Source organism: Nonomuraea sp. NPDC004702 (assembly GCF_053601695.1).
The window spans coordinates 69251-95706 of sequence record NZ_JBSGCE010000039.1 but is presented as its reverse complement, the minus strand read 5'-3'; the positions used below and the strand labels follow the sequence as shown (position 1 = coordinate 95706).

At 72.2% G+C, this 26456-nt stretch carries 21 protein-coding genes; 8 read left to right on the top strand and 13 right to left on the bottom strand.

Annotated features, from left to right (window positions below; translation table 11 throughout):
* Positions 1-43: 43 nt before the first annotated feature.
* A complete protein-coding gene (locus tag ACWEJ6_RS36670) occupies positions 44-862 on the bottom strand; it encodes a DUF4253 domain-containing protein (protein WP_358284479.1) in 819 nt (272 codons plus the stop codon).
* A gap of 117 nt (positions 863-979) precedes the next feature.
* Between ACWEJ6_RS36670 and ACWEJ6_RS36665 the strand changes: the two genes are divergently transcribed.
* On the top strand, positions 980-1573 hold the full coding sequence (locus ACWEJ6_RS36665) for an HAD family hydrolase (RefSeq protein WP_452429777.1): 594 nt from the start codon (positions 980-982) through the stop codon (positions 1571-1573).
* 55 nt (positions 1574-1628) lie between these two features.
* Here the strand turns inward: ACWEJ6_RS36665 and ACWEJ6_RS36660 are convergent, their stop codons facing one another.
* Positions 1629-1988, bottom strand: a complete 360-nt coding sequence (locus ACWEJ6_RS36660; RefSeq protein WP_358284483.1) for a hypothetical protein — start codon at positions 1986-1988, stop codon at positions 1629-1631.
* A 264-nt stretch (positions 1989-2252) separates the two neighbouring features.
* On the bottom strand, positions 2253-3380 hold the full coding sequence (locus ACWEJ6_RS36655) for a TIGR03118 family protein (RefSeq protein WP_387663819.1): 1128 nt from the start codon (positions 3378-3380) through the stop codon (positions 2253-2255).
* A 119-nt stretch (positions 3381-3499) separates the two neighbouring features.
* On the opposite strand from ACWEJ6_RS36655, the gene ppgK reads away from it, so the two are divergent.
* From ppgK to ACWEJ6_RS36640, 3 genes are all read left to right on the top strand, one after another.
* The gene (gene ppgK / locus ACWEJ6_RS36650) at positions 3500-4231 is read left to right on the top strand and encodes a polyphosphate--glucose phosphotransferase (RefSeq protein ID WP_364328860.1); all 732 of its coding nucleotides are present in this window, start codon (positions 3500-3502) and stop codon (positions 4229-4231) included.
* 141 nt (positions 4232-4372) lie between these two features.
* Positions 4373-8245 (top strand): ATP-dependent RNA helicase HrpA, encoded by a 3873-nt coding sequence (gene hrpA / locus ACWEJ6_RS36645; RefSeq protein ID WP_452429774.1) that lies wholly within the window; start codon positions 4373-4375, stop codon positions 8243-8245.
* A 34-nt stretch (positions 8246-8279) separates the two neighbouring features.
* A complete protein-coding gene (locus tag ACWEJ6_RS36640) occupies positions 8280-8951 on the top strand; it encodes an HAD family hydrolase (RefSeq protein WP_452429773.1) in 672 nt (223 codons plus the stop codon).
* A gap of 107 nt (positions 8952-9058) precedes the next feature.
* On the opposite strand, the gene ACWEJ6_RS36635 is transcribed toward ACWEJ6_RS36640, so the two are convergent.
* The 5 genes from ACWEJ6_RS36635 to ACWEJ6_RS36615 all read right to left on the bottom strand — a co-directional run bounded on the left by ACWEJ6_RS36635 (position 9059) and on the right by ACWEJ6_RS36615 (position 14709).
* Positions 9059-9385 carry a DUF5709 domain-containing protein gene (locus tag ACWEJ6_RS36635; RefSeq protein ID WP_352359025.1) on the bottom strand — a complete coding sequence of 109 codons (327 nt, stop codon included), beginning with the start codon at positions 9383-9385 and terminating at the stop codon, positions 9059-9061.
* Between the two features lie 34 nt (positions 9386-9419).
* Positions 9420-9962 carry a hemerythrin domain-containing protein gene (locus tag ACWEJ6_RS36630; RefSeq protein ID WP_452429771.1) on the bottom strand — a complete coding sequence of 181 codons (543 nt, stop codon included), beginning with the start codon at positions 9960-9962 and terminating at the stop codon, positions 9420-9422.
* Between the two features lie 23 nt (positions 9963-9985).
* Positions 9986-11566, bottom strand: coding sequence for a gamma-glutamyltransferase family protein (locus ACWEJ6_RS36625; RefSeq protein ID WP_452429768.1), 1581 nt, complete (start codon positions 11564-11566; stop codon positions 9986-9988).
* A 9-nt stretch (positions 11567-11575) separates the two neighbouring features.
* On the bottom strand, positions 11576-12856 hold the full coding sequence (locus ACWEJ6_RS36620; protein WP_452429766.1) for an MFS transporter: 1281 nt from the start codon (positions 12854-12856) through the stop codon (positions 11576-11578).
* A gap of 119 nt (positions 12857-12975) precedes the next feature.
* Positions 12976-14709 carry an ABC transporter ATP-binding protein gene (locus tag ACWEJ6_RS36615; RefSeq protein WP_452429764.1) on the bottom strand — a complete coding sequence of 578 codons (1734 nt, stop codon included), beginning with the start codon at positions 14707-14709 and terminating at the stop codon, positions 12976-12978.
* A 71-nt stretch (positions 14710-14780) separates the two neighbouring features.
* On the opposite strand from ACWEJ6_RS36615, the gene ACWEJ6_RS36610 reads away from it, so the two are divergent.
* Positions 14781-15200 carry a MarR family winged helix-turn-helix transcriptional regulator gene (locus ACWEJ6_RS36610; RefSeq protein WP_352321555.1) on the top strand — a complete coding sequence of 140 codons (420 nt, stop codon included), beginning with the start codon at positions 14781-14783 and terminating at the stop codon, positions 15198-15200.
* 75 nt (positions 15201-15275) lie between these two features.
* On the opposite strand, the gene ACWEJ6_RS36605 is transcribed toward ACWEJ6_RS36610, so the two are convergent.
* Both ACWEJ6_RS36605 and ACWEJ6_RS36600 read right to left on the bottom strand, forming a co-directional pair.
* The gene (locus ACWEJ6_RS36605; RefSeq protein WP_452429761.1) at positions 15276-16322 is read right to left on the bottom strand and encodes an amidohydrolase family protein; all 1047 of its coding nucleotides are present in this window, start codon (positions 16320-16322) and stop codon (positions 15276-15278) included.
* Positions 16323-16511: 189 nt separating this feature from the next.
* Positions 16512-17666, bottom strand: a complete 1155-nt coding sequence (locus ACWEJ6_RS36600; protein WP_397163427.1) for a PucR family transcriptional regulator — start codon at positions 17664-17666, stop codon at positions 16512-16514.
* A 110-nt stretch (positions 17667-17776) separates the two neighbouring features.
* On the opposite strand from ACWEJ6_RS36600, the gene ACWEJ6_RS36595 reads away from it, so the two are divergent.
* Positions 17777-19888 (top strand): M6 family metalloprotease domain-containing protein, encoded by a 2112-nt coding sequence (locus tag ACWEJ6_RS36595; protein WP_397163429.1) that lies wholly within the window; start codon positions 17777-17779, stop codon positions 19886-19888.
* A gap of 71 nt (positions 19889-19959) precedes the next feature.
* A complete protein-coding gene (locus tag ACWEJ6_RS36590) occupies positions 19960-22482 on the top strand; it encodes an ATP-binding protein (protein WP_452429759.1) in 2523 nt (840 codons plus the stop codon).
* A gap of 13 nt (positions 22483-22495) precedes the next feature.
* Here the strand turns inward: ACWEJ6_RS36590 and ACWEJ6_RS36585 are convergent, their stop codons facing one another.
* The gene (locus ACWEJ6_RS36585) at positions 22496-23503 is read right to left on the bottom strand and encodes a hypothetical protein (protein ID WP_452429757.1); all 1008 of its coding nucleotides are present in this window, start codon (positions 23501-23503) and stop codon (positions 22496-22498) included.
* A 73-nt stretch (positions 23504-23576) separates the two neighbouring features.
* On the opposite strand from ACWEJ6_RS36585, the gene ACWEJ6_RS36580 reads away from it, so the two are divergent.
* Positions 23577-24359 (top strand): tyrosine-protein phosphatase, encoded by a 783-nt coding sequence (locus ACWEJ6_RS36580; RefSeq protein ID WP_387663842.1) that lies wholly within the window; start codon positions 23577-23579, stop codon positions 24357-24359.
* 16 nt (positions 24360-24375) lie between these two features.
* Here the strand turns inward: ACWEJ6_RS36580 and ACWEJ6_RS36575 are convergent, their stop codons facing one another.
* The gene (locus ACWEJ6_RS36575) at positions 24376-25416 is read right to left on the bottom strand and encodes a Gfo/Idh/MocA family oxidoreductase (RefSeq protein WP_452429755.1); all 1041 of its coding nucleotides are present in this window, start codon (positions 25414-25416) and stop codon (positions 24376-24378) included.
* Positions 25417-25451: 35 nt separating this feature from the next.
* Positions 25452-26351 carry a proteasome assembly chaperone family protein gene (locus ACWEJ6_RS36570; RefSeq protein ID WP_352359047.1) on the bottom strand — a complete coding sequence of 300 codons (900 nt, stop codon included), beginning with the start codon at positions 26349-26351 and terminating at the stop codon, positions 25452-25454.
* Between the last annotated feature and the right edge of the window lie 105 nt (positions 26352-26456).

Genomic DNA, 26456 nt, shown 5'->3' with positions numbered 1-26456 from the left:
AGCCCTCCCTGTCGCGGTTAAAAGTAGCGTAAAAGCCGGGGATTCAGTCCCACCAGAACGACCAGGCGTGTTGCCCGATGATCTGGTCGGCGTACCCCTGGAGGTCGCCCGGTCCCTGCACGACGTTGTCGGGGCAGAACGCCCAGTGCTCGGCGGCGACGTGCAGGGCGTGCTCGGGGTCGGCCGGCGGCGCGGCCACGCTGAGGTCGAGGGTGTTGAACCCGACGCTCACCACGCGGGCCCCGAACCGGTCCTCCCAGCTGCGCACCACGGCCGCCATCGGCACCATCCACTCGTTGTGGTGCAGCGCGCCCTGCCAGCCCATGACCGCCAGCGCGTCGGCCCCCCGGCCGGCCGCGACCAGCCCGAGCGGCATGCCCCTGGGCGCCAGCTCGCGGGCCAGCCAGTCGGCCACGTCGCCGGGGTCGGCGCGGGGCACCCCCGGCGGCGCCAGCCCCGGGCAGAGCGCCCCGTACGGCTCTAACTCCGCCAGCGCGTCGCGCGGCATCTGCGAGACCCACTCCTGCCACACCTCGGTCATGAACCCCTCGGCGGTGAAGTGGCCGATCAGCATCGGGTCGTCGGGCACGATCTGCCCGATCGCCCACGGCTGGGCCGACTCGTCGAGCAGCACCGGCCACAGGCCGCTGTGCGCGTGCCAGACCCGCATGAACGACCAGTCCTCGCCGGCGGCGTGCTCGTCGCTCATCCAGAACGCCGGCCGGGCCGCCACGACCTGCCGGGTGTAGGCCGGGTCGGGCCAGACCACGTCGCCGGCGGGCAGGCCCGGGGGCAGTCTGCGCCCCCTGCCGCCGTCGGCGAACAGCTGGCACAGCTCAGGTGGCAGCTGGTGATCGTCCATGCCCTACCGTTCCGATACCGAATACCGTCTCGGAGATGGTAGTGCCGCCGGTCGCCCCGGGGCTTTGGTGGCACGCGAAACCTTCTCGGACCAGCGGATGCGGTACTTCACGGCACAATGATGGCTGTGATCCCCTTTGATGCGGTTCTCACCGATCTTGATGGCGTGCTCCGCCTCTTCGACCACACCGTCCAGGCCGAGATCGAGGCCCGGTACGCCCTGCCGCTCATGGCCACGGCCTTCGCCCCCGAGCTGATCGAGCCGGCCATCCTGGGCCGGATCAGCGAGCGCGAATGGCTGGAGGCGGTGGCGGTCGCCCTCGGCGGCGACGAGCGGGCCCGCCGGGCGGTGGCCGAGTTCGCGGCGGTGCCGTTCCACGTGGACGAGGAGGTCAGGGAGCTGCTGGCCAAGGCGCAGCAGCACGTGCCGGTGATCATCGTGACCAACGCCACGGACACCGTGGAGGAGCACCTCGACCGGCTCGGGCTCACGTACTTCGCCGACGACCTGGTCAGCAGCGCCAGGGTCGGCGTGATCAAACCCGACCCGCGCATCTACGAGATCGCCGCCGAACGCGCCGGGGCCGACCCCGCGCGCTGCCTGTTCGTCGACGACCGGCTGCCGAACGTGGAGGCCGCCAGGGCGCTCGGCATGACGGGCGTCCACTACCGCAGCGTCGCCGACCTGGCGGCCGTCCTCGGCGGGCTCTGAGGCCGGACGTGCGCCGGCCCCGCCCGCGGGAGAGCGGACGGGGCCGGCGGGCGGGCTAGTCGGCGCAGATCGCGAACACGCTGATGCCGACGTCGTTGTAACCGATCTGGCGGCCGAGGGCGATCCAGCCGCGGGCGTCATCGGTGGGGAACGACCCCACCAGGATCGCGCCGTTGCCGCGGGCCTCGCCGCCGCCGCCGAGCACGTGCTTGGAGCCCGGGCAGTAGACCGTGCGGCGCTGGAAGTTGGGGACGTTGGCGTTGGGCAGGGTGACGAGCTGGTAGCCGGGCGGCAGCGCGGCGCGCGTGGCCGCCGACACGGGGCTGGACGCCTGGAGGGCCACGACGGTGGCCGTGACGCAGGCCGCGGTGGCGAGGGCGATGACGGAAAGGAACAGAGACTTCTTGACGGGCATGGTCTCTCCTTGTCCTGTTCCCTGACAGGCACGGTTTCCGGGCAGCACACGACACGCCGGCTCATGCGGTGCTTAAGGGGGCGACGTGAGAGCAGGGATGAGGGTGTTGACACGTTGAGTATCTGCTCCGTCGCATTCCGTGTCCATATGTGGTTCGCAGGTTTTCCGGGAATCCGGGTTTCCGGCGCGGCCCGCGCCGGCCGCGCCGGAAACGTTCAGTGGCCCCAGTTGTGGGCCCGATCATGGGCCCGGTCGTGGCTGCAGTCAGTAGCCGCTGCCGCCGCCGTAGGGCGACTTCGTCCTGGGGGCGGCGGAGCGGGTGGGCGCCGGCGTGCTCGCGGGGGCGGCGGCCGTGGAGGTCGGCTTCGTGCCGGCGGGCGCGATCACGCCGATCAGGCCGTGCTTGGCGCCCTCGATGCCGGCCGAGAACCACAGCGTGTTCACGCCGCCGGTGGCCGCGGTGCCCGGTTCGAGGTCCCACAGGCCGGGGAGCTTGACGGGCCGGCCGCCGGACGTGGTGATCGCGCCCAGGTGACGGTCGCCCTTGTAGGCGTGCACGGTGCCGTCGCCGAAGTTGCCGACCAGCAGGGCGCCCGCGTACTGGCCCCAGCCACGCGGCGCGGCGGTCATGGCCCAGGGCGCGTCGAGCCCGACCCTGGAGATGCGCCCGGTCAGGCGGCCGTCGGCGTTGAAGCGGCTCACGAAGCCCTTGCCGGCGCCGAAGACGGGCTTGCCGGTAGTACGGTCGCGCAGCGCGTACGCCACCCACACGCTGCCGTTGACCACGGCCACGTTGTAGGCGTTGTAGCCGCGCGGCACCCGCGAGTCCTGGAACTGCCAGCCGGCCAGGCGGATGCGCCGGAAGTTCTCGTCGAAGGCGTGCACCCGGCCGTGGGCGAAGTCGGCGGCCAGCAGGAACTCGCCCTCGTTGGTCCGTACGAGCTCCAGGCCCTTGTAGTCGGCGCCGCGGGTGAACGCGGCGATCACGGCGTTGGCCGGGTCGGCCTCGGCGTTCCAGCCGGTGATCGCGCCGCTCGGGCTGCAGAAGATGAACGTGGCCGGTCGCCCCTTCACGGTGAAGCCGTCACCCGGGTTGAACACCTGGCCGGTCGGGGAGCCGCCCGGGATCCACACCTCCGTCTTCTCCTTACGGCCCGTGCCGGAGTAGACGGTGGCGGTGCCGGTGCCGGCGTTGGAGACCCACAAGGTCTTGCCCATGGCCAGGCCCCACGGGTTGACGACCTTGGGGTCGGTGACCGGGGCCTTGCCCTTGACGTCCGACACAAGGTTGATGACGTCGAAACGGGTCCTGGTGGTCGCCTGCGCGGGGGCGGTGAGGGTCGTCCCCGCCACGACGGCGACAGCGCAGAGCGTGATGATGCGGAGCCGCATCCGTGCCTCCTAGTGAGCGCTTGTGACGCGAGATACGCGGCGGACGCGGAGCGGGTTCAGCGGGGCCGGAAATACCGGCGGGCGAGTTTTCCCGTCCAGGGCGGGGGAGAAGGAGAGTCATGAACGTGTTGGGCATCGACATCGGCGGTTCGGGAATCAAGGGCGCCCCGGTCGACACCGAGGCCGGAGAGCTCGTCCAGGAGCGGTTGCGCATCGCCACGCCCCAGCCGGCCAAGCCCGAGGGGGTGGCCGAGGTGGTGGCCGAGATCGTCAAGCATTTCGACTGGGACGGGCCGGTCGGCGTCACCTTCCCCGGCGTCGTCGTCGACGGGGTCGTGCAGACGGCGGCCAACGTCCACCACTCGTGGATCGGCGTCGACGCCGCCGCGCTCTTCGGCGGGGCGACGGTGCTCAACGACGCCGACGCCGCCGGCATCGCCGAGATGACCTTCGGCAGGGGCCGCGACCAGAAGGGCACGGTGCTGATCCTGACCTTCGGCACCGGCATCGGCAGCGCCCTGTTCGCCGACGGCACACTCGTCTGCAACACCGAGCTCGGCCACCTGGAGCTCCGCGGCAAGGACGCCGAGGAGCGCGCGTCGGCGCGGGCCCGCGAGGAGCACGACCTGAGCTGGGAGAAGTGGGCCGAGCGGGTCGAGGAGTACCTCAGGCACGTGGAGATGCTGTTCTCGCCGGGGCTGATCGTGATCGGCGGGGGCGTGAGCAAGAAGGCCGACAAGTTCCTGCCGCACGTCACCATCGACACTCCTGTGGTCCCCGCCGCCCTGCAGAACGAGGCCGGCATCATCGGCGCCGCCCGCCACGCCGCCACCACCCGGCCGGCGCGGTAGGGGGCCGCGGCCGCCGTCCCGGCGCGGCCGGGGAGCGCGGCCGCGACCCCGGCGCGATATTGGGATGCGGGGGGCGGGTCGCGTCGGGCACCATGGGCCGTTGGCTCCGGGGCCACGGGGCTCAAATATCCTGAAAGCAGTATGGGAACGCCTTCGTTGTCCTCTCCGCTCGCCGACCTCCAGTCCCGCCTGCCCGAGCTCATGCCGCGCGACCAGCGGCGGCTGCGGCGCAGGCTCGACGGCATGCGCCGGGTCCGCTCCCGCGACGCCCGGGACAAGATCGTCACCGAGATCCTCGCCGACGTCGAGCGCGCCGAGCAGCGGCTGGCGCGCCGCCGCGAGGCCGTGCCGCAGGTCCGCTACCCGGAGAACCTGCCGGTCTCCCAGCGCAAGGACGACATCCTGGCCGCCATCCGCGACCACCAGGTCGTGATCATCGCGGGCGAGACGGGCTCCGGCAAGACCACCCAGATCCCCAAGATCTGCCTTGAGCTCGGGCGCGGCGTGCGCGGGCTGATCGGCCACACCCAGCCGCGCCGCATCGCCGCCCGCACCGTCGCCGAGCGCGTCGCCGAGGAGCTCGGCACCGAGCTCGGCGAGGTCGTCGGCTACAAGGTGCGCTTCACCGACCAGGCGAGCGACCGCACGCTGGTCAAGCTGATGACCGACGGCATCCTGCTGGCCGAGCTGCAGAACGACCGCATGCTCGACCAGTACGACACCCTGATCATCGACGAGGCCCACGAGCGCAGCCTCAACATCGACTTCATCCTCGGCTACCTCAAACAGCTCCTCCCGCAGCGCCCCGACCTCAAGGTCGTCATCACCAGCGCCACCATCGACCCCGAGCGCTTCTCCCGCCACTTCGGCGACGCGCCGATCATCGAGGTCTCCGGCCGCACCTACCCGGTCGAGGTCCGCTACCGCCCGCTGGCGGAGGACGACGACCAGACCGGCGGCATCGTCGACGCCTGCCGCGAGCTGGTCACCGAGGGGCCCGGCGACATCCTGGTCTTCCTGTCCGGCGAGCGGGAGATCCGCGACGCCGCCGACGCCCTGTCCAAGGCCGACTTCCGCAACACCGAGATCCTGCCGCTCTACGCCCGGCTGAGCGCCGCCGAGCAGCACCGCGTCTTCCAGCGCCACACCGGCCGCCGGATCGTGCTGGCCACCAATGTGGCCGAGACCTCGCTGACCGTGCCCGGCATCAAATACGTGGTCGATCCGGGTTTCGCCCGCATCTCCCGCTACAGCCACCGCACCAAGGTCCAGCGCCTGCCCATCGAGCCCATCTCGCAGGCCAGCGCCAACCAGCGCAAGGGCCGCTCGGGCCGCACCTCCGACGGCATCTGCATCCGGCTCTACGAGGAGGAGGACTTCCTCTCCCGGCCGGAGTTCACCGACCCCGAGATCCTGCGCACCAACCTGGCCTCGGTCATCCTGCAGATGACCTCGATCGGGCTGGGCGACATCGAGGCGTTCCCGTTCGTCGAGCCGCCCGACCGCAGGCAGGTCAAGGACGGCGTCAACCTGCTCCACGAGCTGGGCGCGTTCGACGCCCAGGGCAAGCTCACCGGAATCGGCCGCAAGCTGGCGAGCCTGCCGGTCGACCCGCGCCTCGGCCGCATGGTGCTGGAGGCCGAGAAGAACGGCTGCCTGCGCGAGGTCATGGTGATCGCCTCCGCCCTGTCCATCCAGGACCCGCGCGAGCGGCCGTCCGACAAGCAGCAGCAGGCCGACGAGAAGCACCGGCGCTTCGCCGACCCCGAGTCCGACTTCCTGACCTACCTCAACCTGTGGAACTACCTGCGCGACAAGCAGAAGGAGCTGTCCTCCAGCGCGTTCCGGCGGCTGTGCAAGGCCGAGTTCCTCAACTACCTGCGGGTCCGCGAGTGGCAGGACATCTACAGCCAGGTCCGCCAGGCGCTCGGCGCCCAGCCCGGCAGCGTGCCCGCCGACCCCTACCAGGTGCACGTGTCGCTGCTGGTCGGGCTGCTGTCGCACATCGGCGTCAAGGACGTCATGGACAAGCAGCGCGCCGCCGACGGGCGGCGGCCGATGCAGGAGTACATCGGCGCGCGCAACGCCCGCTTCGCTATCTTCCCCGGCTCGGCCCTGGCCAAGAAGCAGCCGCAGTGGGTGATGTCGGCCGAGCTGGTCGAGACCTCGCGGCTGTGGGCCCGGGTCAACGCCAAGATCGAGCCCGACTGGGTCGAGCCGCTCGCCCAGCACCTGGTCAAGCGCACCTACTCCGAGCCCCACTGGGAGAAGAACCAGGGCGCGGTGATCGCCCTGGAGAAGGTCACCCTGTACGGCGTGCCGCTCGTGGTCGGCCGCAAGGTCAACTACGGCCGCATCGACCCCGACCTGTCGCGCGAGCTGTTCATCCGGCACGCCCTGGTCGAGGGCGACTGGGACACCCACCACCGCTTCCTCAAGGACAACCGCCGGCTGCTCGAAGAGGTCGAGGAGCTGGAGAACCGGGCCCGCCGCCGCGACATCATGGTCGACGAGGAGGTCCTGTACGACTTCTACGACCAGCGCGTCCCCGCCGATGTCGTCTCGGCCAGGCACTTCGACTCCTGGTGGAAGAAGGCCGGGCGCGAGCAGCCCGAGTTGCTCACGTTCTCGCCGGAGATGCTGGTCAACGAGGGCGCCGACATCAGCGCCCGCGACTATCCCGACACCTGGAAGCAGCTCGGTCAGCGGATGAAGCTGACCTACCAGTTCGAGCCGGGCGCCAACGCCGACGGCGTCACCGTCCACGTGCCGTTGCAGGTGCTCAACCAGGTCAACTCCGACGGCTTCGACTGGCAGATCCCGGGCCTGCGCGAAGACCTGATCACCGCGCTGATCCGGTCGCTGCCCAAACACCTGCGCCGCAACTTCGTGCCCGCCCCCAACTACGCCAGGCAGGTGCTGACCGGGGTCAGGCAGGGCGGCGAGCCGCTGCTGGAGGCCGTGGAGCGCGAGCTGCTGCGGCTCACCGGCGTCCGGGTGCCGCGCGAGGCCTGGCAGCTCGTCCAGGTGCCCGACCACCTGCGCATCACCTACCGGGTGATCGACGAGCGCAAGCGCACGGTGGCCGAGGACAAAGACCTCGACGCGCTCAAGCGCCGGCTCGCGCCGCGCCTGCGCAAGACCCTGTCGGAGGCCGGCGACGACCTGGAGCGCACGGGCCTGCGCACCTGGAGCTTCGGCACCCTGCCCAAGGTGTTCGAACAGGGCCGGATGAAGGGCTACCCGGCGCTCGTCGACGCGGGCGAGTCGGTCTCCGTCAAGATCTTCGAGACGGCCGCCGAGCAGCGCCGCGCCCACTGGCCCGGCACCCGCCGGCTGCTCCTGCTCAACGTCACCAACCCGGCCAGGTCGCTGCTCGGCGGCCTGTCCAACCAGGCCAAGCTGGCGCTGTCGCGCAGCCCCCACGGCGGCGCCGTGGCGCTGTTCGACGACGTCGTCAACGCGGCCGTCGACAAGCTGATGCTCGACCTCGGCGGCCCGGCCTGGGACCCGGCCGGCTTCGACCGCCTCCACCAGCACGTCCGGGCCGAGCTGCACGACACTGCGGCCGACGTGCTGGCCAAGGTCGAGCAGATCCTGAGCGTCTGGCACGCCGTGGGCACCCGCCTCGACGGCCTGCGCGCGAGCGCCTCGACCGACGACGTGCGCGAGCAGCTCGGCAAGCTCGTCTTCAAGGGCTTCGTCACCGCCACCGGCACCCGCCGCCTGCCCGACGTCCTGCGTTACCTGCGGGCCATCGAGCGGCGTCTCACCAAGCTCCCGGAGGAGCCCTGGCGGGACGAGGAGTGGATGGACCGCGTGCACAAGATCGAGGACGACTACCATGACCTGCTGGCGAGCCTCCACCCGGCCCGCCGGGGCGATCCCGACGTGACGGAGATCCGCTGGATGATCGAGGAGCTGCGGGTCAGCTTCTTCGCCCAGACCCTCGGCACCCCCACGCCGGTGTCGGAGAAACGCATCGCCAAGGCGATGGAGAAGCTGCGGCCCTGAACCCGGGGCTTCACACGGACGTACAGGGGGAGTGATGGTCAAGGCCGTCAAGGCCGTCAAGGCCGTCGTGCTCGACGTCGGCGAGACGCTGATCGACGAGACGCGCATCTGGTCGCGCTGGGCCGACCGGCTGGGGGTCAGCAGGTTCGTGCTCATGGGCGCGCTCGGCGGCATGGCGGCGCTCGACCGTTCCCACCGTGAGGCGTTCGAGCTCGTCCGGCCCGGTCTCGACGTGCAGGCGGAGATCGCCGCCTGGGAGCGCGACGACCCGGCCGGGCTGCGCAACCACTTCGACGCCGACGACCTCTACCCCGACGTCCGGGAGGCCCTGGCGGCGCTGCGCGCGGCCGGGTTCCAGGTGATCATCGCCGGCAACCAGCCCAGCCGGGCCTTCGACGCCCTCGTGGCGATGGACCTGCCGGTCGATTCGGTGCACACCTCCGAGGGCTGGGGGTTGTCCAAGCCCGCCCCCGAGTTCTTCGCCAAGGTGGCCTCGGTGGCCGATCGTGAGCCCGGCGAGATCCTCTACGTCGGCGACCGGCTCGACAACGACGTGCTGCCCGCCGCCCGTGCGGGCATGCGCACGGCGTTGCTGCGCCGCGGCCCCTGGGGCTTCCTGCACGCCGAGCGCCCGCAGGCGAAGGCCGCCGACATGATCGTCGACGACCTGCACGCCCTGCTCCCGGCCCTGCGCCGCCTCACCTGAGGCCCGCGAGGGGCTTCCGGGGCCCAGGTGAGCCGCGCGAGGGGTGCGGCTCACCCGAGGTCCGCGCGGACTGTGCGGGCCGGTGAGTCGCGCGAGGGTTGTGCGGGTCAGGTGAGGTCCTCGTCGGGGTCGATGCGCAGGGCGCGCTCCTCGGCCGACAGGTCCTCCCGGTCCGCGTCCCAGTCCACGCCGATGGCCTCGTCCTCGGTGTCGGGGTGGGCGCCCTCGTCGGGCTCGGTCAGGCGGTGCTCCTCGCGCGGGGCGCGGCGCGGGCGGTCGGGCAACTCCTGGCGCAGCCGTTCGTCGAGCGTGGCCTCGTGCTGGGGGTCGTCCTCTTTGACCTCGTGGTGCAGGCCGAGGTCGTCGGTCCACTCCCTGACCTCGATGTCCTGCTCGTCGGCCATGCCGAATCGGTCCGGAGGTAGTTCGCTCATACTGCGCCCTCTACCCACCGTACGGACCGGAATCCTACGACTTGGCCCGGCTTAGGGCCTCCTGTAGCTCATCCTTGTCCATCTGGGACCGTCCGGGGATGTCGGCCTTCTTGGCCTGCTCGTACAGGTCCGCCTTCGTGGGCTCGGCCGCGCCGCCGCCCTTCAGCGCCCGCAGCTCCTCCTCCCGGCGCTGCCGGAACGCCTGGCCCAGCTCGCGCAGCTCGGCCTCGCTCGCCGTCCTGGCCAGGGCGGGCAGGAGGGTCGTCTCCTCCTCCTGGACGTGGTGGTTCACGGACTCGACGAGCTGGTCGAGCGTCTCGGCGAACTCCGGGGTGCCCGGCCGCGCGCGGACGAGCGCGTCGAGCAGCACCTCCGCCTCCTTGTGCTCCTCGACGCCGTGGTGGGCGTCCAGGCCGGGGTAGACGCGGTCCTCCTCGGCGCGGGCGTGCGCGGTCAGCAGGGCGCGCAGCTCGGCCACGGCGGCCGACGGGTCGCCCTCGCCCTTCTTGAGCCGCTCGAAGAGGGACTCGACGGTCCGGTGGTCATTGGTGATCAGAGTGATGACGTCCGTTGCCATGGCGGCACCCGCTACCCGACCGGTCAACGTCCAATCGCGGCGCCGACCAGGGAGCGGGGGTCGGCGGCGCCGGCCAGCATGCCGTCGGGGCGCACGTCGATGAGGTGGGCGTGGCCGAAGGAGCCGCCGTACGGCAGCGTGCGCACCGGGTGGCCGAGCGCGGTCAGGCCGTCGGCCCAGGTCGTGCCCTCCTCCAGGTCGAGCACGGCGTCGTCGGGGGCGTCCCAGGTGTCGAAGCCGTTGCCGTTGCCGCTGCCCAGCCGCCAGCGCGGCGCGGCGAGCGCCTGGCCGGGCTCCTCGCCGTGATGCAGCAAGCGGGTGATGACCTGGGCCAGGATCTGCGGCTGGGCGTCGCCGCCCATCGTGCCCACGACCGTGCGCAGCCCGCCGCCGGGACGGGTGATCAGCGCGGGGGCCAGGGTGTGCGGCGGACGGCGGCCGGGGCCGTACTCGGCCGGGTGGCCGGGACGCAGCGAGAAACCGATGCCACGGTTGTGGAGGTTGATCCCGGTACGCGGCTCGAAGAGCATGCCGCCGAACCCGGACGCGTTCGACTGGATCAGCGACACGCCCATGCCGTCGCCGTCGACCGCGCACAGGTACGTCGTGTCACCGTCGGCGGACGGAGCCCGCAGACGGCTGCGCCTGACCGGGTCGACCAGGGCCCGGCGGCGGGCGATCTCGCCGGGGTCGAGCAGGTCTTTGGCGTCTTCGTGCAGCAGGTCGAGCCGGTCGTGCCCGGCGGCTCTGGCGGCCTCGGCCAGCAGGTGGGCCCAGGCCGGATGGCGGGGCGAGGCGGGCAGGTCGAGCCCGTCGAGGACGGCCAGGGACATCAGCAGCAGGTAACCCTGAGAGTTGGGCGGCATCGACCAGACGTCGTGGCCGAAGGCGCGCACCCGCAGTGGCTCGACCCAGTCGGCGCCGGGGGCGGCCAGGTCGGCGGCGGTGTACTCGCCCGCGCCGAGCTCGATCAGGCCCTGTCCGAACTCGCCGAGGTAGAAGCCGTCGCGGCCGCCGTCGACCACCGCCTGGAGCGCGCGGGCCACGCCGGGGCGGGTGACGCGGTCGCCGGCCTGGCGGACGGGGGCGAAGTCGCCGCCGCCCGGCCGCGCGGCCGCCGTACGGGCGCCGGGGACCAGCAGCGGGGAGGCGGGGAAGCCGTCGCGGGCCAGCGCGATCGCGGGCCGCAGCAGCTCGGCCATGGGCAGCCGGCCGTGCCTGGCGTGCAGGGCGAGCCACCCGTCGACGCAGCCGGGCACCGGCACGGACCTGACGTCATGCAGGTGCGGCATGCGGGTGTGCCCCTCGGCGCGCAGCCGGGCCGGGTCGGCGCCGGACCCGGCGCGGCCGGAGGCGTTGAGCGCGGTGACTGTGCCGGTGGCCGTGCCGGTGACTGTGCCGGTGGCCGTGCCGTCGTGGACGAGCGCGAACAGGTCTCCGCCGAGCCCGCACATGTGCGGCGCGACCACGGCGAGCACGGCGTTGGCCGCGATCGCCGCGTCGGCCGCCGAACCGCCGCGGTCCAGCGCGCCCACCCCGGCGGCCGAGGCCAGGTGGTCGACGCTGCAGACCATGCCGCTCGGGGCGTATCTGGTGTTGTGCACGTGAAGAGACTAAGCCCGTTCCGGGGCCAGCCGGTTCTCCAGGCGGTTCTCCAGGAGCGGACGGAAGGCCGCCTGCCGGACGGTCCGGCCGGACAGGCGGGCCAGCGCGAGCGCCGCGAGCAGCGTCGCGGCCACGCACGACACGCCGCCGATGCCCAGCGACAGGCGCGGCCCGAACGCGTCGCTCAGCCAGCCGAGCAGCGGCCCGCCGATCGCGCCCGCGCCCGCGCTCACCATGCCCAGCGCGGCGATGACCCGCCCGCGCATCTCGTCGGGGCTGTCGAGCTGCGCCCGCGCCGAGACCGTGGTGTCGATGATCACCGCGCCCGCCGCGATCGGCAGCATCATCGCGGCGAACGTCCCCAGAGCGGGCATCAGGCCGCTCAGCGTCTGCGCGACCCCGGTCAGGAACGCGGTGATCAGCAGTAGCCGGATCGTCAGGTGCGGACGGGCGGCGGCCAGGAAGCCGCCCACGACCGTGCCGGCGGCGAACACGCTGGACAGCAGGCCGTACCCGGCGGCGCCGGCCGCCAGCGGGCCCGCGCTCATGGCGGCCATGGTGACCTGGTAGTTGCGGCCGAGGCTGCCCAGCACGAGCGAGAGCGCCAGCACCACGAGCAGCCAGGGGGTGCGCAGCACGTACCGCAGGCCGGCGACGACCGCGCCGGGCTGCCGCTCGGAGCCGGCGAGCCGGTGGAACTCCGCGCGCCGCATGAGCGCGACGGCCGCGATCACGACGAAGAAGGTGGCCGCGTTGAGCAGGAAGAGCCCGCCGTTGCCGGTCAACGGCAGCAGCACGCCGGCCAGGCTCATGCCGAGGATGCGTCCTGAGGAGTTCAGGATCGAGCCGAGCGCCATGGCGTTGGGCAGGTCGGCCGGTGGCACCACCTCGGCCCCGAAGCGTCCGAGCGCGGGCCCGCCGAGCGCGGAGACCACGCCGCCCGCCAGCGCGACCGCGTAGATCGGCACGACTGAGTCGGCGCCGGAGAAGGCGATCAGCGCCAGGACGGCGGCCAGCGCGGCCTGCGCGAGCTGCGCGGCGACGACGACGGGCCGGGTCGGCAGCCGGTCGGCCAGCGCGCCGCCCCACATGCCCAGCAGCAGCGTCGGCAGCGCCTGCATCACCAGGCTCAGCCCCACGCTGGTGGCCGACCCCGTCATGGTGAGGATGAGCCAGTTCACCCCCAGGACCTGCATCCAGGTGCCGGTGACGGAGACGATGTCGGCTCCCGCCCAGAGCCGGTAGTTGTGGTGGCGCAGGGCGCGGAAGGTGGAGGAGCGCGGTGGCAAGACTGGTCCTAGCCTCGGTACGGGGAAACGCGGGAGTCAACGCGCGCCACGATCGCGACGATTCCGATTTGCCTGAAATGTGAGGTAAGACACGGTTAAAACAGGTTTAGCGTGAAAAATTAGACCAGTTCGAGGGGGCGGTCCCGGTCCACCAGGGCCGCGTAGTGGCCGCCGAGCGCCATCAGCTCGTCGTGGGTGCCGCGCTCGACGACTTTGCCGTGGTCGAGCACGACGATCTGGTCCGCGTCGCGGACGGTCGACAGGCGGTGGGCGATCGTGATCGTCGTACGCCCCCGCGCCAGCGTGTCCAGGGCTTCCTGGACGGCTCGCTCGGTGTGGGTGTCGAGAGCGCTGGTGGCCTCGTCGAGGATCAGCACCGGCGGGTTGCGCAGCAGCGTGCGGGCGATGGCCAGGCGCTGCTTCTCGCCGCCGGAGAACCGGTAGCCGCGCTCGCCCACCATCGTGTCGTAGCCGTCGGGCAGCGAGGCGATGTGGTCGTGGATGCGCGCGGCCCGTGCCGCCGCCTCCAGCTCCTCGTCGGTGGCCGCCGGACGGGCGAAGCGCAGGTTGTCCGCGATCGAGGCGTGGAACAGGTACGTCTCCTGCGAGACCACCCCGACGACCTCGCTCAGCGTCTCGAACGTCAGGTCGCGCACGTCCACGCCGTCGATGGTGACCCGGCCGCCGGTCACGTCGTACAGGCGGGGGAGCAGGTAGCTGAGGGTGGTCTTGCCCGAGCCGGTCTCGCCCACGACGGCCAGCGTCGTGCCCGCGGGGACGGTGACGTCGACGGCGTGCAGGGTGTGCTCGTCCTCGTAGGCGAAGTCGACCCGCTCGAAGCGCACCTCGCCGCGCACCCGGTCGAGGGTGCGGGCGCCGGGGTGGATGTCCACCGACAGGTCCAGGTACTCGAAGATGCGGCCGAACAGCGCCAGCGAGCTCTGCACCTCGACGCCCAGCCGCAGCAGCGACACCGTCGGCCGGAACAGGCTCGACTGCAGCGTGGTGAAGGCGACCAGGGTGCCGACGGAGATGATGCCGGTGTAGCCCACGGCCCAGTAGATCAGGGCGGGCATCGCGGCCATGATGATCTGGATCGACGACTGCCGCCAGCGTCCGGCCATGCTCGTCCGTACGCCGAGCTCGGCCAGCTCGTCGGAGGCGCGGCCGAACCGGTCGGTCAGCTCGGCGGAGCGGCCCATCGTCCGGCCCAGCAGGACGCCGCTGATCGACAGCGACTCCTGGACCATCGAGGAGATCACGGCGAGCTTGCGCTGCCGTTCGTTGGTGATGCGCTTGCGCTCGGCGCCGACCTTCCTGCTGATCCACACGAACACCGGCAGCAGCAGCAGCGAGATCACCGTCAGCCGCCAGTCGAGGGCGAGCATGGCCACGATCGTGGCGATCACGGTGGTGAGGTTGGAGATGATCGAGGTCGCGGTCGAGGTGACCACTGACTGCATGCCGCCGATGTCGTTGGCGATGCGCGACTGAACCTCGCCTGTCTTGGTGCGGGTGAAGAAGGCCAGCGACATGCGCTGGAGGTGGGAGTAGACCGAGATGCGCAGGTCGTGCATCACCCGCTGGCCCACGGTGGTGGAGATGAGCGTCTGCAGCACGTCGAACACGCTCGTGGTGACCGCGACCGCGATCATGCCGAGCGCCAGCAGCGTGAGCAGCAGCGCGTCGCGGGACGGGATCGCCACGTCCAGCACCTCGCGCAGCAGGAACGGCGAGGCCAGCCCGACCAGGGACGACAGCAGGATGAACGCGCCCACCAGGATCAGCCGGCCGCGATAAGGGGTGAAGAGTCCGATGATGCGCCGCAGCGGCGCGCGTGGTTCGTCGGCCAATATGGGGCCTCCTTTCGGATGTCCACTCAAACAGAGGTTAACTCATAATTGTTCCGGCTAAAATCGTCGGTATGGGAGAGAAGGAGCTCGCGGAGCTCTTGCACCTGGTCAGCAGGCGTCTGCGGCACGGATACGTGCATCGGCTGGTGCCGCTCGGGCTCAATCCGGGGCAGGCTCGGGCGTTGCGCGTGCTCGGCGAGGCCGGCCGGCCGCTGCGGATGGTGCAACTGGCCGACGAGCTGCGGATCGTGCCGCGCTCGCTGACGCCCGTCGTGGACGCGCTGGAGGAGGCCGGGCTGGTGCGCAGGGAGGTCGATCCGGCCAACCGCCGCTCGACGCTCGTCGTGATCACCGACGCGGGCCGGGCCATGGCCGAACGGGCCAGGGACGCGCGCAGGGAGGCTGGCGAGGGCCTGTTCGCGGTGCTGTCCCAGGAGCAGCGCGACCAGCTCAGGGACCTGCTCGGCGCGGTGGACGGCCAGTTCCGATGACCACGCCGCCGACGACCGTGCACGGGTTCGGGATGACCGCGCAGACGACGACCCTGCCGTGGAAGTGCGGCCGGTTCAGGTGAGCGCGCCGCCGACGACCGTGGCCACGCAGGGTGGGCGGGCCAGAAGGGCCGAGTACGGGTAGCGTCCTCGGGCGTCGAAGACGGCGAAGTCGGCCCGGCTGCCCGGCCCGAGGGAGCCGATCCGGCCCGGCCCGGCGTCCAGGCCCAGTGCCCGCGCCCCGCCCAGCGTCGCGGCCTCGACCAGGCGGCGGTCCAGTCCCCGCACCCGCAGTCCGAGCTCCCGGGCCCGCCCCCGGACGTCGGCCGCGAGCCCGAGCAGGTCGCCGGGCCCGAGCAGGTCGCCCGACCCGAGCAGGTCGCCCGGCCCAAGCAGGTCGCCGGTACCGGCGCCGGCCGGGTCGAGGCTGTCCGGGGCGTGGCGGCCCGGCGCGTGGCTGCCCAGGGCGAGGCGGTTGCCCTCCTCCAGCAGGGTCAGCACGTCGGCGGCCTGCTCCTGCCCCGGCGGGCAGATCGCGACCACGCTCCGGCGCAGGCGCAGCAGCTTGCGCTCGCCGGGGTCGAGCGGCCGGGCGCAGGCCACGTGACAGTGGGGGCCGAGCGCGCCGGCCTCGTCCAGGGCCATGGGCGAGTGCCGGTCCAGTCCGGCCAGCAGTCGCAGGCCGAACGTCCTGGCCAGCACGGCGACGTCCTCCAGCACGTGCGGGTCGCGGGTCCGGACCGCGATGCCGACCGGGCACGGCCGGTCCACCTCGCGCAGCGCCGTGATCAGCGCGTCCCGGTCGTGCTCCTCCCACTCCTGCTCGCCGGCGCTGGACGCCTCGACGTACGAGATGCCGGGAACGCCGGCGAGATCGGCGGGGTCGGACACCACGGCGGCCCGCGTGGTGACGCCGGGGCCCGGGGGCGTCGGCGCGCAGCAGGCGTCCACCAGCCCGGCCACGATCATGCCCGGCCAGCGGACCTCCTCCGCGACGCGGAAGCGGGACAGCAGCTCGGCCCGCGAGCCCACCTGGAGCACCCGCCCGCCCCTGATCACCACCGTCCCGTCGCGCACGGGCTCGGCGCAGACCGGCAGCACCAGCGGAGCGGAATGGGCCACGACGCGCGAGGGCGCACGCCTCCCCGGAAACGGCCCCAACGCCGCCCCCCGAACCGGCCCCGAAGCCCGCCCCGAATCCGGGCCCGGCACCCGTCCTGGAACCCGCGCAGCACGCTTCGCACCCGGCATCGGCGCTCCCGTCGGATTTGCCCTTTTGGCATTAAACGCGAGCGGCGGCGGCGAAGGCAATCAGTCGCCGCGGGCGTCCCGGGGCTGGTAGCGGCCGGACAGCCGGGCCAGTTTCAGGCCGAGGTGCAGGGCCAGCCGCTCGCCGCCGTCCTTGAGGTCCGTACGCGCCAGTTCCTCCACCCGTTGCAGCCGGTAGTACAGCGAGGTGCGGTGCAGCCGCAGCGCCCGGGACGTCGCCACCGCGCTGCCCGCCAGGTCCAGGTACGTCTCCAGCGTCTCCAGCAGCGGCAGGTACTGCTCGTCGGCCAGCAGCCCGTCGAGCCCGGGATGCACCTCCTGGTCCGCGAGCTGGGTGAGCATCCGGTAGACGCCGAGCCGGGCCCACTCGGCCGACCGTCCGAGCCCCGGCACGCGCGCGGTCACCTCCGCCGCGTGCCGGGCCTCCGCGTACGACCCGGCCGCCTGCGCCAGTTCGAGCCGGGTGCGCCCGACCCCCACCACCACGGGCACCGGCATGGCCGCGTGCAGCTCGTCGGGCGGGACCGGCGGTCCGGCGGTGAGCAGCACGGCGTGGTCGTAGCGCACCAGGTGCAGCGGGTGGTGGCCGCTCAGCCGCCGGCGCAGCGCCAGCAGCCCCTGTTCGAGCGCCAGGCGCAGCCCCTCGTCGGGCTCGGCCGAGCGGGGCCGCGCCACCAGCACGGTCACCGGCTGGCCCTGCGGGAACGCGCCCGCCTCGATGAGCTGCCTGGCCGCGTCCCGCTCGCCGCGCAGCAGCCCGGTGACCGCCTCCAGCTCCCGGTGGGAGGCCAGCCCGGTGGCCAGGCTCTCGTGGAACAGCGCCAGCGCCAGCCCGGGGACGGCCGCCACGGCCTCGGCCACCTTCTCCTCGGACATGGCCGGCTCGGCGTCGATGAACCACAGGAAGCCGAGCAGGCCGTCGGCGTGCCGCAGCGGGACGCACACGCGCGGCAGCAGGCCCAGGTGCGGCGCGCCGGCCGTGCGCAGCGGGGCCTGCGCCTCGTGCACGCCGGCCGCCCGCAGCCACTCGCGCACCTCGGGGGTGGTGTGCCGGCGCAGGATGGAGTCGCGGCGGATGTCGTCCATGGCGCCGTTCTGCTCGCTGTAGGCGATCACGCGCTGCACGCGGTCCTCCAGCAGGAGGGGACGCCCGAGGCGCACGGCGAGGTCGTCCACGATCCGCTGGAGATCCGCCACTGCTCCACCTAGGTCACGCTGGACATTTCGACAAATGTCGGAAGGGTTGCTACACGTCTTCCCTACAGCTGATCGGTGATCTCCGTCAATAACGTCTATACCGTCAATCCGTGAATGCCCCGAAGAAGCTGCTGAAGGGTTTGCTGGCGGCCATCGTGCTGTTCCCGGTGAGCCTGATGGCGACCCCTGCTTCCGCAGCACCCCCCACCGTCGATCCCGAGTACCCCTGGCGGCAGAACCACTGGCCGCAGACCCAGCCCTGGCAGCAGGACGAATCGGCCGACGCCCAGACGTTGCGCGCCCGTCCTCCCGGCGGCCTCACGCCTCTCGACCCGCAGAACTGGGAGAACCCCGACCACATGACGTGGGCGGACTACAAGAAGCCTCCGGGCACGAACTGGAACGACCCGGCCGTCAAGGGCTCCAAGCGCACCTTCAAGGGCGCGCTGGTGCTGCTCGACTACCCCAACCAGGCGTTCGTCGTCACCCAGCCCAAGGGCTCGACGATCTACGCCAACCCGAGCGCCGAGGCGCATGACGTCCCGCGCGACCAGGTGGCCAAGTTCTACCAGGACTTCCTCAACACCCCGAACGACCTCAACAAGGGCCACACCATCCACGAGTACTGGATGGAGGACTCCGGCGGCCGGTACGGCGTCGAGCTGACCGGGTTCGGCCCGTACACGATGCCGGGCAAGGACCACGAGTACGCGCTGGAGCCCGGCTTCAACGGCACCTCGGGCTGCCCGGCGGGCGACACCTGCAACAAGAACCTGCGCACCGACGGCCACAACGCCTGGATCAACGCCGTCGGCGAGGACGTCGCCAAGCAGTACGACTTCGTCTTCTACCTCAGCGCCGGCCAGGACGAGTCGTCCACCTGGCAGGAGTTCGGGATGATGAAGTTCCCGACCAAGGAGGACGTGCCCGACGAGTGGGGCCCGCCCGACCCGGCCCTGCCCAACTGGCTGAAGACGCGCTACGTCGAGTGGTCCTCCTGGCAGGCGGCCTCCAACTTCTGGCCCAACGCCAACATCGGCGTCGACTCCGTCCAGGCCGAGAGTTCGGGCATGGCCGTCTACGCCCACGAGTTCAGCCACATCCTCGGCGTGCTGGACAACTACAACAACCCGTACGGGGTGCCGCCGGTCCGGGCGTACACCGGCGTCTGGGAGATGCTCAGCCGCGGCAGCTTCAACGGCCCCGGCGGGCCGCACTCCCGCTGGCTGATCCCGCCCACGGCGGGCGCGTCCATGGGCGCCCAGCACATGCTGCGCAACAAGCTCAAGCTCGGCATGGTGGACGAGCAGAACGTCCTGCGCCTGTCGCGTGAGGCGCTCGACGAGTCCGGCCTGGTCACGGCCAAGATCCTGGCCCGCGCCGTGCGCCCGGGGCAGAACGACCTGTCGGGCGTCAACATCTCCTTCGACGCTCCCGGCGACAAGAGCACCTGCCCGGCGACCGACCCGCTGTGCGACCGCGGCGGTTACCAGAACTACACGGTCGAGGTCGTGGACCGGATGGGCTCCGACTCCTTCACCCCCGACTCCGGCGTGCTCCTGGCCAAGACCAAGAACGAGGACCGGGCGCCGTTCGAGTGGGTGATCGACGCCAACCCGCAGGACATCGGCATGACCGACTACGTGATGCCCGACGGGACCAAGGTGCCGATCACCGTCGGCGACTACCGCCAGCTCTCCGACGCCCTCTTCCACGCCGGGACCGACTCCGGCAGCGAGTACGAGTACGTGGACCAGGCCAACCGCCTGCACTTCTACGTCACCGACCTCAAGCGCAACCGGAACGGCGAGCTGTCCTACACCGTCGCCATCCGGTCGCTGGACGGCGCGGGCCCGCAGAAGCGCGGCGTGCGGGTGCTGCCCGCGGCCGGCGTCCCCACCGGCAAGAACGTCTCCACCTGCACGTTCCCGGTGTTCAACACCGGCAAGGCGGCCCCCGCCCAGGGGCAGCACCCCGAGGACGTCAGCGCCTATCTCGACTCCGACGTCTACCGGGTCAAGGCCGAGGTGCAGGGCAAGGGCTGGACCGCCCAGGTGCCCAACGCCCTGGCCTCCGTCGCCTTCGGCAAGCAGGCGCCGGTGACGGTCAACGCGGTGCGCGCGCCCGGCGGCGACCGTCTGGCCCGCGTCAAGCTCACCGCCGTCTCGGAGAGCGACCCGACCAAGACCGCCACGGCCACCTGCCACGTGATCGGCCTGTAGCGGAACGATGGGGTACGGCTGGCGCTCGCCGTGCCCCATCGGCTTGAATCACCCCCGGAAGGGGGTGTTCGGTGCCGGGAAACTTACCGGACAAACCGCGACGTAAGCGGGTCACATGGGCAGCGCCCGTCTCGGCGGGGCTCGCGGCCGGCGCCGCCAGTGTGCTGGCCGCCTCGCTGGAGTGGGACATCCCGCCGATGGCCAAGATCGGCGTGACGCTCGCGGCGGCGCTGCTCGTCGGCGTGACCACGTGGGCCACCACCGAGGCCACGCCCCGGCGGCGCGCCGCGCCCGCGCCCGAGCCCGGCGGGCGGCCGCCCGACCAGTGGCCGCCCGTGCCCGAGCACTTCACCGGGCGCGCCGACTCCCTCGCCACCCTGCGCGAGGTCTTCGCCGCCCGCCGCAAGTCCTCCGACCTGTCCCCGCCCCTGGTCGTCTCCGTGTACGGCCGCGGCGGCGTCGGCAAGTCGGCGCTGATGACCAGGTTCGGCCAGGAGGTCGCCGACTGGTTCCCCGACGGCCGGCTGCACGCCGACCTGCGCGGCGGCGTCGACGCCCCGGTACGCCCCGAGGAGGTGCTGATCGGCTTCCTGCGCGGCCTGGGCGTGCGCCTGGCCACCGACCCCGGCGGCCTCGACGAGCTGCGCACCCTCTGGCTGACCTGGACCAAGGGCCGCAAGATCCTCATCGGCCTGGACAACGCCCACGACGCCGCCCAGGTCAAACCGCTGATCCCGGCCGAGCCGGGCTGCGCGGTGCTGGTCACCTCGCGCTCCCCGCTGTTCCTGGACGGCACCCACGACACCCGGCTCGGCGTGCTCACCGAGGCGCAAGGCGTGGAGCTGCTGGCCCGGCTGGCCGGCGGCGCGCGGGTCGTGGACGACCTGGAGTCGGCCAAGGAGATCGTCCGGCTCTGCGACCACCTGCCGCTGGCGATCAACATCTGCGGCGGCCGGCTGGCCACCCGCGAGCAGTGGACCATGCGCGAGATGGCCGGGCGGCTGACCGACGAGCGCCGCCGTCTCGACCAGCTTGAGGTGGCCCAGGGCGTGGACAAGAGCGTGCGGGCCTCCGTGCAGCTCAGCTACGACGACTGCACCGGCATCCAGCGCCGCCTGCTGCGCCTGCTCAGCGCGCTGCCCGCGCCCGACGTGCCCGGCTGGGTGGCCGGCGAGCTGCTCGACATCTCCGGCCTCGACGGCGCCGACCAGCTCGAAGCGCTGATCGACGCCCAGCTCGCCGAGTGCTCCGGCACCGACCAGACCGGCGCGATGCGCTACCGCCTGCACGACCTGGTCCGGGTGTTCGCCGCCGAGCTGGCCGGCCAGGACGAGGAGGAACGCCGCAGGGCCGCCGTCGAGCGCGTCCTGCACGGATACCGCCGCCGGGCCGAGGAGGCCGCCCAGAACCGCTGGCCGCAGGACTGGAGCAAGGGCGGCCGGCGCGCCGACGCCGAGGGCCAGCTCGGGGCGGGCGACTGGCTCAACGCCGAGCGGCTTTCCCTGCTCGCCATGATCAACCTGGCCGCGCAGCTCCGGCTCTGGGAGCTGACCTGGGGGCTGAGCAGGGCGTTCTGCTCGTTGTGCCACTCGCTGCGGGCCTACTGGGCCGACTGGGCGGACGTCGCCGACATCGGCTGCGAGGCGGGCCGGCGTACCGGTGACCGGCGCGCGCTGGCCATCGCGCTGCTGAACAGCGCGATCGTGCGCGGCGGCATGGGCCTGCGCGAGCGCGCTCTGCGCGAGGCCGAGCAGGCGCTGGAGATCTTCGGCGACCTCGGCGAGACCTGGTGGGCGGCCAGGGCCATGCGCACGGTCGGCATGACCCTGATCAGCGGCGGGCACCTCGACCGCGCCCAGGACTACCTGATCGGGGCGATCACCGCGTTCAAGCACGAGGACGACCTGTGGTGGATGGCCCGCACCCAGCGCAACCTGGCCGAGATGCGCATGGCGGAACGCCGTCCCGAGGAGGCCCGCGACCTGCTCGAAGACGCCCTGGAGATCTTCCAGCGGGCGGGCAACCGCTACTCCGAGGCCCAGACCCTGCGCGTCTACGGCGAGGTGCTGGCCGCCCAGGCGCGCGGCGAGCGCCGGGCCGGCGACCACCGGGCCTCCGACGCCCTGTTCGTCAGGGCCGGGTTCAGTCTCGACCGGGCGGCCGAGATGTTCCGGCAGCGCGGCGAGCTGTGGGAGGAGGCCCGCTGCCTGCGCGCCGCGGGCGAGGTGGGCGATCCGGCGGGCGGGCTGCGGGAGCTGGAGTACGTCCGGCGGGCCGAGGAGATCCTGGTGGCGCTCGGCGACTCGTGGGGGGTGGCGCGCACCGCGGTGTCGGCCGGGCGCGCCCTGGCCCGGCTGGGCCGGATCGAGGAGTCCGAGCACGAGCTGCGCCGCGCCGTACGCGGGTTCCAGGAGCTGGAGGACCGCTGGTGGATGGCCAGGAGCCTGCGCTACCTCGGCGAGGCGCACCTCGACGCGGGCGGGCCGGGCGCGGCGGTCGGGCCGCTGGAGCAGGCCAGGGAGATCTACCGCAGCCTGGGGAACGAGGCAGGCATGCGCCGCACCCTGGAGCTCCTGCGGCAGGCCCGGCCCTGACCGCCCGCGGGGGTCAGGAGTCGCGCGAGGGGTGCCGCTGCGGGCCGGTCGCGTCGCGATCGTGCCGGTCACGCGGGCCGGTCGTGCGGTGCGCGGCGCGGTCGTGCCCGCCGGTGCGGGGGCCCAGCGCGCCGGTGCCGTAGGCGTCGCTGAAGGGGCTTCTCAGCAGCTCGCCCGCCGCCTGCCTGGCCTGCAGCACGCTCTCCTCGAACAGCTTGCGCACGTGGGCCGCCTGGTCGGACAGCTCCCTGATGCGCTCGTGCGCCAGCTCGTCCCGTACGGTGTCGGCGAGGAGCTGCTGGTACTCGGGGGTCTTGGCGGCCAGCGCCTCCAGGCGTCTGTGCGCGTGGTACACCTTGTCGGCCTTGAGCACCTGCTTGGCGTACTTCTCCAGGTGGCGTACGCGGTGCGAGAGCGAGGTCCAGGCGGCGTCGAGGGCGCTGGTGTACGGCTTGAAGGCGTCCTCCATGCCCGGCGGCAGCTCGCGGGGGATGAGCCTGCCCTGCTCGGCGTGCATCGACGACAGCCGCCGCAGCCGGTGGGCGATCTGCCAGACCTCCTCGGGCAGCGACACCTGGTTCTCCGCCGAGTCGATCAGCCCGGCCTTGTGCACCTTGGAGTTCAGCACGGCCGTGGCCGCGTCCTGGGCGCGGCGCAGCAGCACCTGGCAGGGACGGTCGAGGTCCTCGGGCAGGACGTAGTGGTCGGCGTGGGCGGTGGCGAGTCGTAGTCGTCGTTTGACGATCCGGTGGGAGCTGTCCAACGCCATCCACCGGATCAGGGCGATCAGCCCCATGCCGAGCCCGGCCACGAAGACGACCTCGAGGCTGCTGGTCACGATCAGGACCATCACCAGCAGGGCCGGAAGCGCGAAGAGCAGGGCGGGGCTGAAACTGGGATCCATCCGCCTGCCGGAACGGGCCATATGAAGGATGTGCGGGCTCGACCGCAACTCGACCGAGACGTCCGGGGGCAGCGATGGATCGATCACCAGCCGGGGAGGCAGCGCGCGTGGATCCATACGTTCATGCTGCGTTATGAACAAGGAATCCGCTCATGATTGGCCGACATATAAGGTCGAAGTAATGGATGAGATGACAAGATGGATCGATCTGGAAGGCGCCGTCAACGTACGTGACCTGGGCGAACTTCCCACCCGTGACGGCGGGCTCACCCGCCGCGGCCGGATCTTCCGAGCCGACAACCTGCAGGGCCTCACCCCGGCGGACGTGTCGCTCCTGGTGGGCGAGCTGAACCTGCGCCACGTCGTGGACCTGCGCTCGACCGCCGAGGTCAACCTGGAGGGCCCCGGCCCGCTCACCCGGGTGCCGGAGGTGACCCACCACCATCTGACGCTGTTCGCCGAGGGCGGCAGGCACACCGACGTCGAGGCCGACTCCATCGACGGCGACCGCGTGCTGCCCTGGCAGGAACGGGACGTCGACGAGGAGCTGCGCGTGACCGGCTTCTACTTCGGCTACCTGCGCGACCGTCCGGACGCCGTCGTGGCGGCCCTGCGCGCCATGGCCCTCGACGACGGCGCCGCGCTGGTGCACTGCGCGGCGGGCAAGGACCGCACCGGCGTGCTGTCGGCGCTGGCGCTGGAGGTCGCCGGGGCCACCCGCGAGGCCATCGTGCGGGACTACGTGGCCACGGGCGAGCGCCTGGAGCTGATACTCAAGCGCCTGCGCGCCAGCGACACCTACCGGGACGACCTCGACTCCCGCCCGGCGGACGACCACCGGCCCCGGGCCCGCTACATCGAGCAGTTCCTCAAGGTGCTGGACGACCGCTTCGACGGCCCGATGGGCTGGCTGCGCGGCCACGGCTGGACCGACGCCGACGACGCGGCCCTGCGCGCCCGCCTGCGCGACTGATCAGCCAGCCCAGCTGTCACCCCAGGTGGACGACCATGCGCTGGGCGGCCGACAGATGGGCGGCCTCGATGACGGACAGCGTGTCGATCGAGCCGCGCGGGTCGACCGGCGGCGGCGCGCCCTCGCGCAGGGCGCGCTCCACCTCGCGGTAGAAGTCCAGGTACGCGCCCGGCTCGGTGGGAACGGGCCGGGCGTCGTCGTCGGTGCCGAGCAGGCCCCAGCGGCTCTCCTCGTCGGCGCCGAAGCCGGGGGAGTCGGGGGTCAGGCCCGCCCGCAGGCGCTCCTCCTGCACGTCCATGCCGTGCTTGACGTACGCGCCCGCCGAGCCCAGCACCCGCAGCCGCGGCCCGAGCCGGGCCGCCACCGAGCTGGCCCACAGGTGGGAACGCACGCCGCCCGCGTGCCGCAGCGCGATGAACGTGTCGTCGTCGGAGGCCACGCCGGGCCGCCGCACGTCGCTCTCGCAGTAGACCTCCTGCGCCGGGCCGAACAGCTGCAACGCCTGGTCGACCAGGTGGCTGCCCAGGTCGTAGAGCAGGCCGCCGATCTCCTCCGCGCCGCCGGTCTCCCGCCAGCCGCCCTTGGGCACCGGCCGCCAGCGCTCGAACCTCGACTCGTAGCGGAGCACGTCGCCGAGCCGCCCCTCGGCGATCAGCCGCCGCACGGTGCGGAAATCGCCGTCCCAGCGCCGGTTCTGGAACACCGTCAGCATGACGCCGGCCTGCTCGGCCAGCCGGACCAGCTCGCGGGCCTCCTCGGCGGTGCGGGCGACCGGTTTGTCCACGACGACGGGCAGGCCCTCGGCGAGCGCGGCGGCGGCCATGCTCACGTGCGTGCGGTTGGGGGAGGCGACCACCACGAGGTCGCTGTGCTCCCACAGCTCACGCACGTCCGGCACGCCGGCCGCGCCGTACCGGTGGGCCACCTCGGCCTGCCGCTCCGGATTGCGCGTGACGACCGCCGACAGCCGCAGGCCCGGAGTGGCATGGACGAGCGGGGCGTGGAAGTACGCGCCCGCGGTGCCGTATCCGATCAGGCCGACCCGGATCTCGCTCATCCGCCCAGGTTAGCCGGTACGGCCCGGGCCGCCCGTCACTCGTCGTCGCGTTCGGCCAGGAAACGTTCGAACTGGGCGGCCAGCTCGTCGCCCGTGGGCATCGGGGTCGTCTCGGCCATCAGGTTCTGCCGCTCCGTGCCGCCCGCGAACGCGTCGTACTGCTGCTCCAGCCCGCTGATGGCGGTCGACAGCTCCGAGGACGCCTGGATCTGCTCCTCGATCTCCGCCGTCGTGCGGTGGGCCGCGTCGCGCAGCGCCTCCATCGGGAACACCAGGCCGGTGCCCCGCGTCACCGCCTCCAGCCCGGTCACCGCCGCCGTCGGGTACTCCGCCTGCGACAGGTAGTGCGGCACGTGCACCGCGTACCCGACCGCGTCGTGCCCCTGCGCGCCCAGCCGCAGCTCCAGCAGCGCGGCCGCGCTCCCCGGCACCTGGACCCGGCCGAAGGCGCTGGTCTGGGAGTTGATCAGCTCGGGCCGGCTGGCGTGCATGGTGATGCCCAGCGGACGCGTGTGCGGCACCGCCATCGGGATGCCGTGCAGCGTGACGATCTTGCTCACCTTCAGCCGGTCCAGCAGCTCTCCCACCGCGCGGGTGAACAGCTCCCATTCCCGGTCCGGCTCGGGGCCGCTCATCAACAGGAACGGCGTGCCCGTGGCGTCATGGGCGACATGGACGGCGAGCTCGGGGCTCTCACACTCGACCCAGCGGTCGGTGTCGAAGGTCATGATGGGCCGCCGCGACCGGTAGTCGAGCAACCGGTCCACGTCGAACGTCGCCACGACCCGGTGCTCCAGCTCGGCCAGCAGGTGGCCCAGCGCGAGGCGTCCGGCACCGCCCGCGTCGACGAAACCGTCGAAGTGGTACAGCAACACCGGATCAGTCAACTCGGGCGCGTCGTCTGCGAGCCTGTAGAGATCCTTCGGGTCGAACACGGTTGGACAGCCTTTCCCTAGGTACTCTTCCCCAGAACCTATGGCGAGTCGGATCGATTCCGCGCAAGGCACCCTATCGAGGCACAATCCGGCATCCGGTCGGAG

Excerpts from the sequence above, each read along its gene's own strand:
- ACWEJ6_RS36670 (WP_358284479.1), bottom strand. The coding sequence starts at position 862 with ATGGACGATCACCAGCTGCCACCTGAGCTGTGCCAGCTGTTCGCCGAC.
- ACWEJ6_RS36665 (WP_452429777.1), top strand. The coding sequence starts at position 980 with ATGATGGCTGTGATCCCCTTTGATGCGGTTCTCACCGATCTTGATGGC.
- ACWEJ6_RS36660 (WP_358284483.1), bottom strand. The coding sequence starts at position 1,988 with ATGCCCGTCAAGAAGTCTCTGTTCCTTTCCGTCATCGCCCTCGCCACC.
- ACWEJ6_RS36655 (WP_387663819.1), bottom strand. The coding sequence starts at position 3,380 with ATGCGGCTCCGCATCATCACGCTCTGCGCTGTCGCCGTCGTGGCGGGG.
- ppgK (WP_364328860.1), top strand. The coding sequence starts at position 3,500 with ATGAACGTGTTGGGCATCGACATCGGCGGTTCGGGAATCAAGGGCGCC.
- hrpA (WP_452429774.1), top strand. The coding sequence starts at position 4,373 with ATGGGAACGCCTTCGTTGTCCTCTCCGCTCGCCGACCTCCAGTCCCGC.
- ACWEJ6_RS36640 (WP_452429773.1), top strand. The coding sequence starts at position 8,280 with ATGGTCAAGGCCGTCAAGGCCGTCAAGGCCGTCGTGCTCGACGTCGGC.
- ACWEJ6_RS36635 (WP_352359025.1), bottom strand. The coding sequence starts at position 9,385 with ATGAGCGAACTACCTCCGGACCGATTCGGCATGGCCGACGAGCAGGAC.
- ACWEJ6_RS36630 (WP_452429771.1), bottom strand. The coding sequence starts at position 9,962 with ATGGCAACGGACGTCATCACTCTGATCACCAATGACCACCGGACCGTC.
- ACWEJ6_RS36610 (WP_352321555.1), top strand. The coding sequence starts at position 14,781 with ATGGGAGAGAAGGAGCTCGCGGAGCTCTTGCACCTGGTCAGCAGGCGT.
- ACWEJ6_RS36585 (WP_452429757.1), bottom strand. The coding sequence starts at position 23,503 with ATGGATCCACGCGCGCTGCCTCCCCGGCTGGTGATCGATCCATCGCTG.
- ACWEJ6_RS36580 (WP_387663842.1), top strand. The coding sequence starts at position 23,577 with ATGACAAGATGGATCGATCTGGAAGGCGCCGTCAACGTACGTGACCTG.
- ACWEJ6_RS36575 (WP_452429755.1), bottom strand. The coding sequence starts at position 25,416 with ATGAGCGAGATCCGGGTCGGCCTGATCGGATACGGCACCGCGGGCGCG.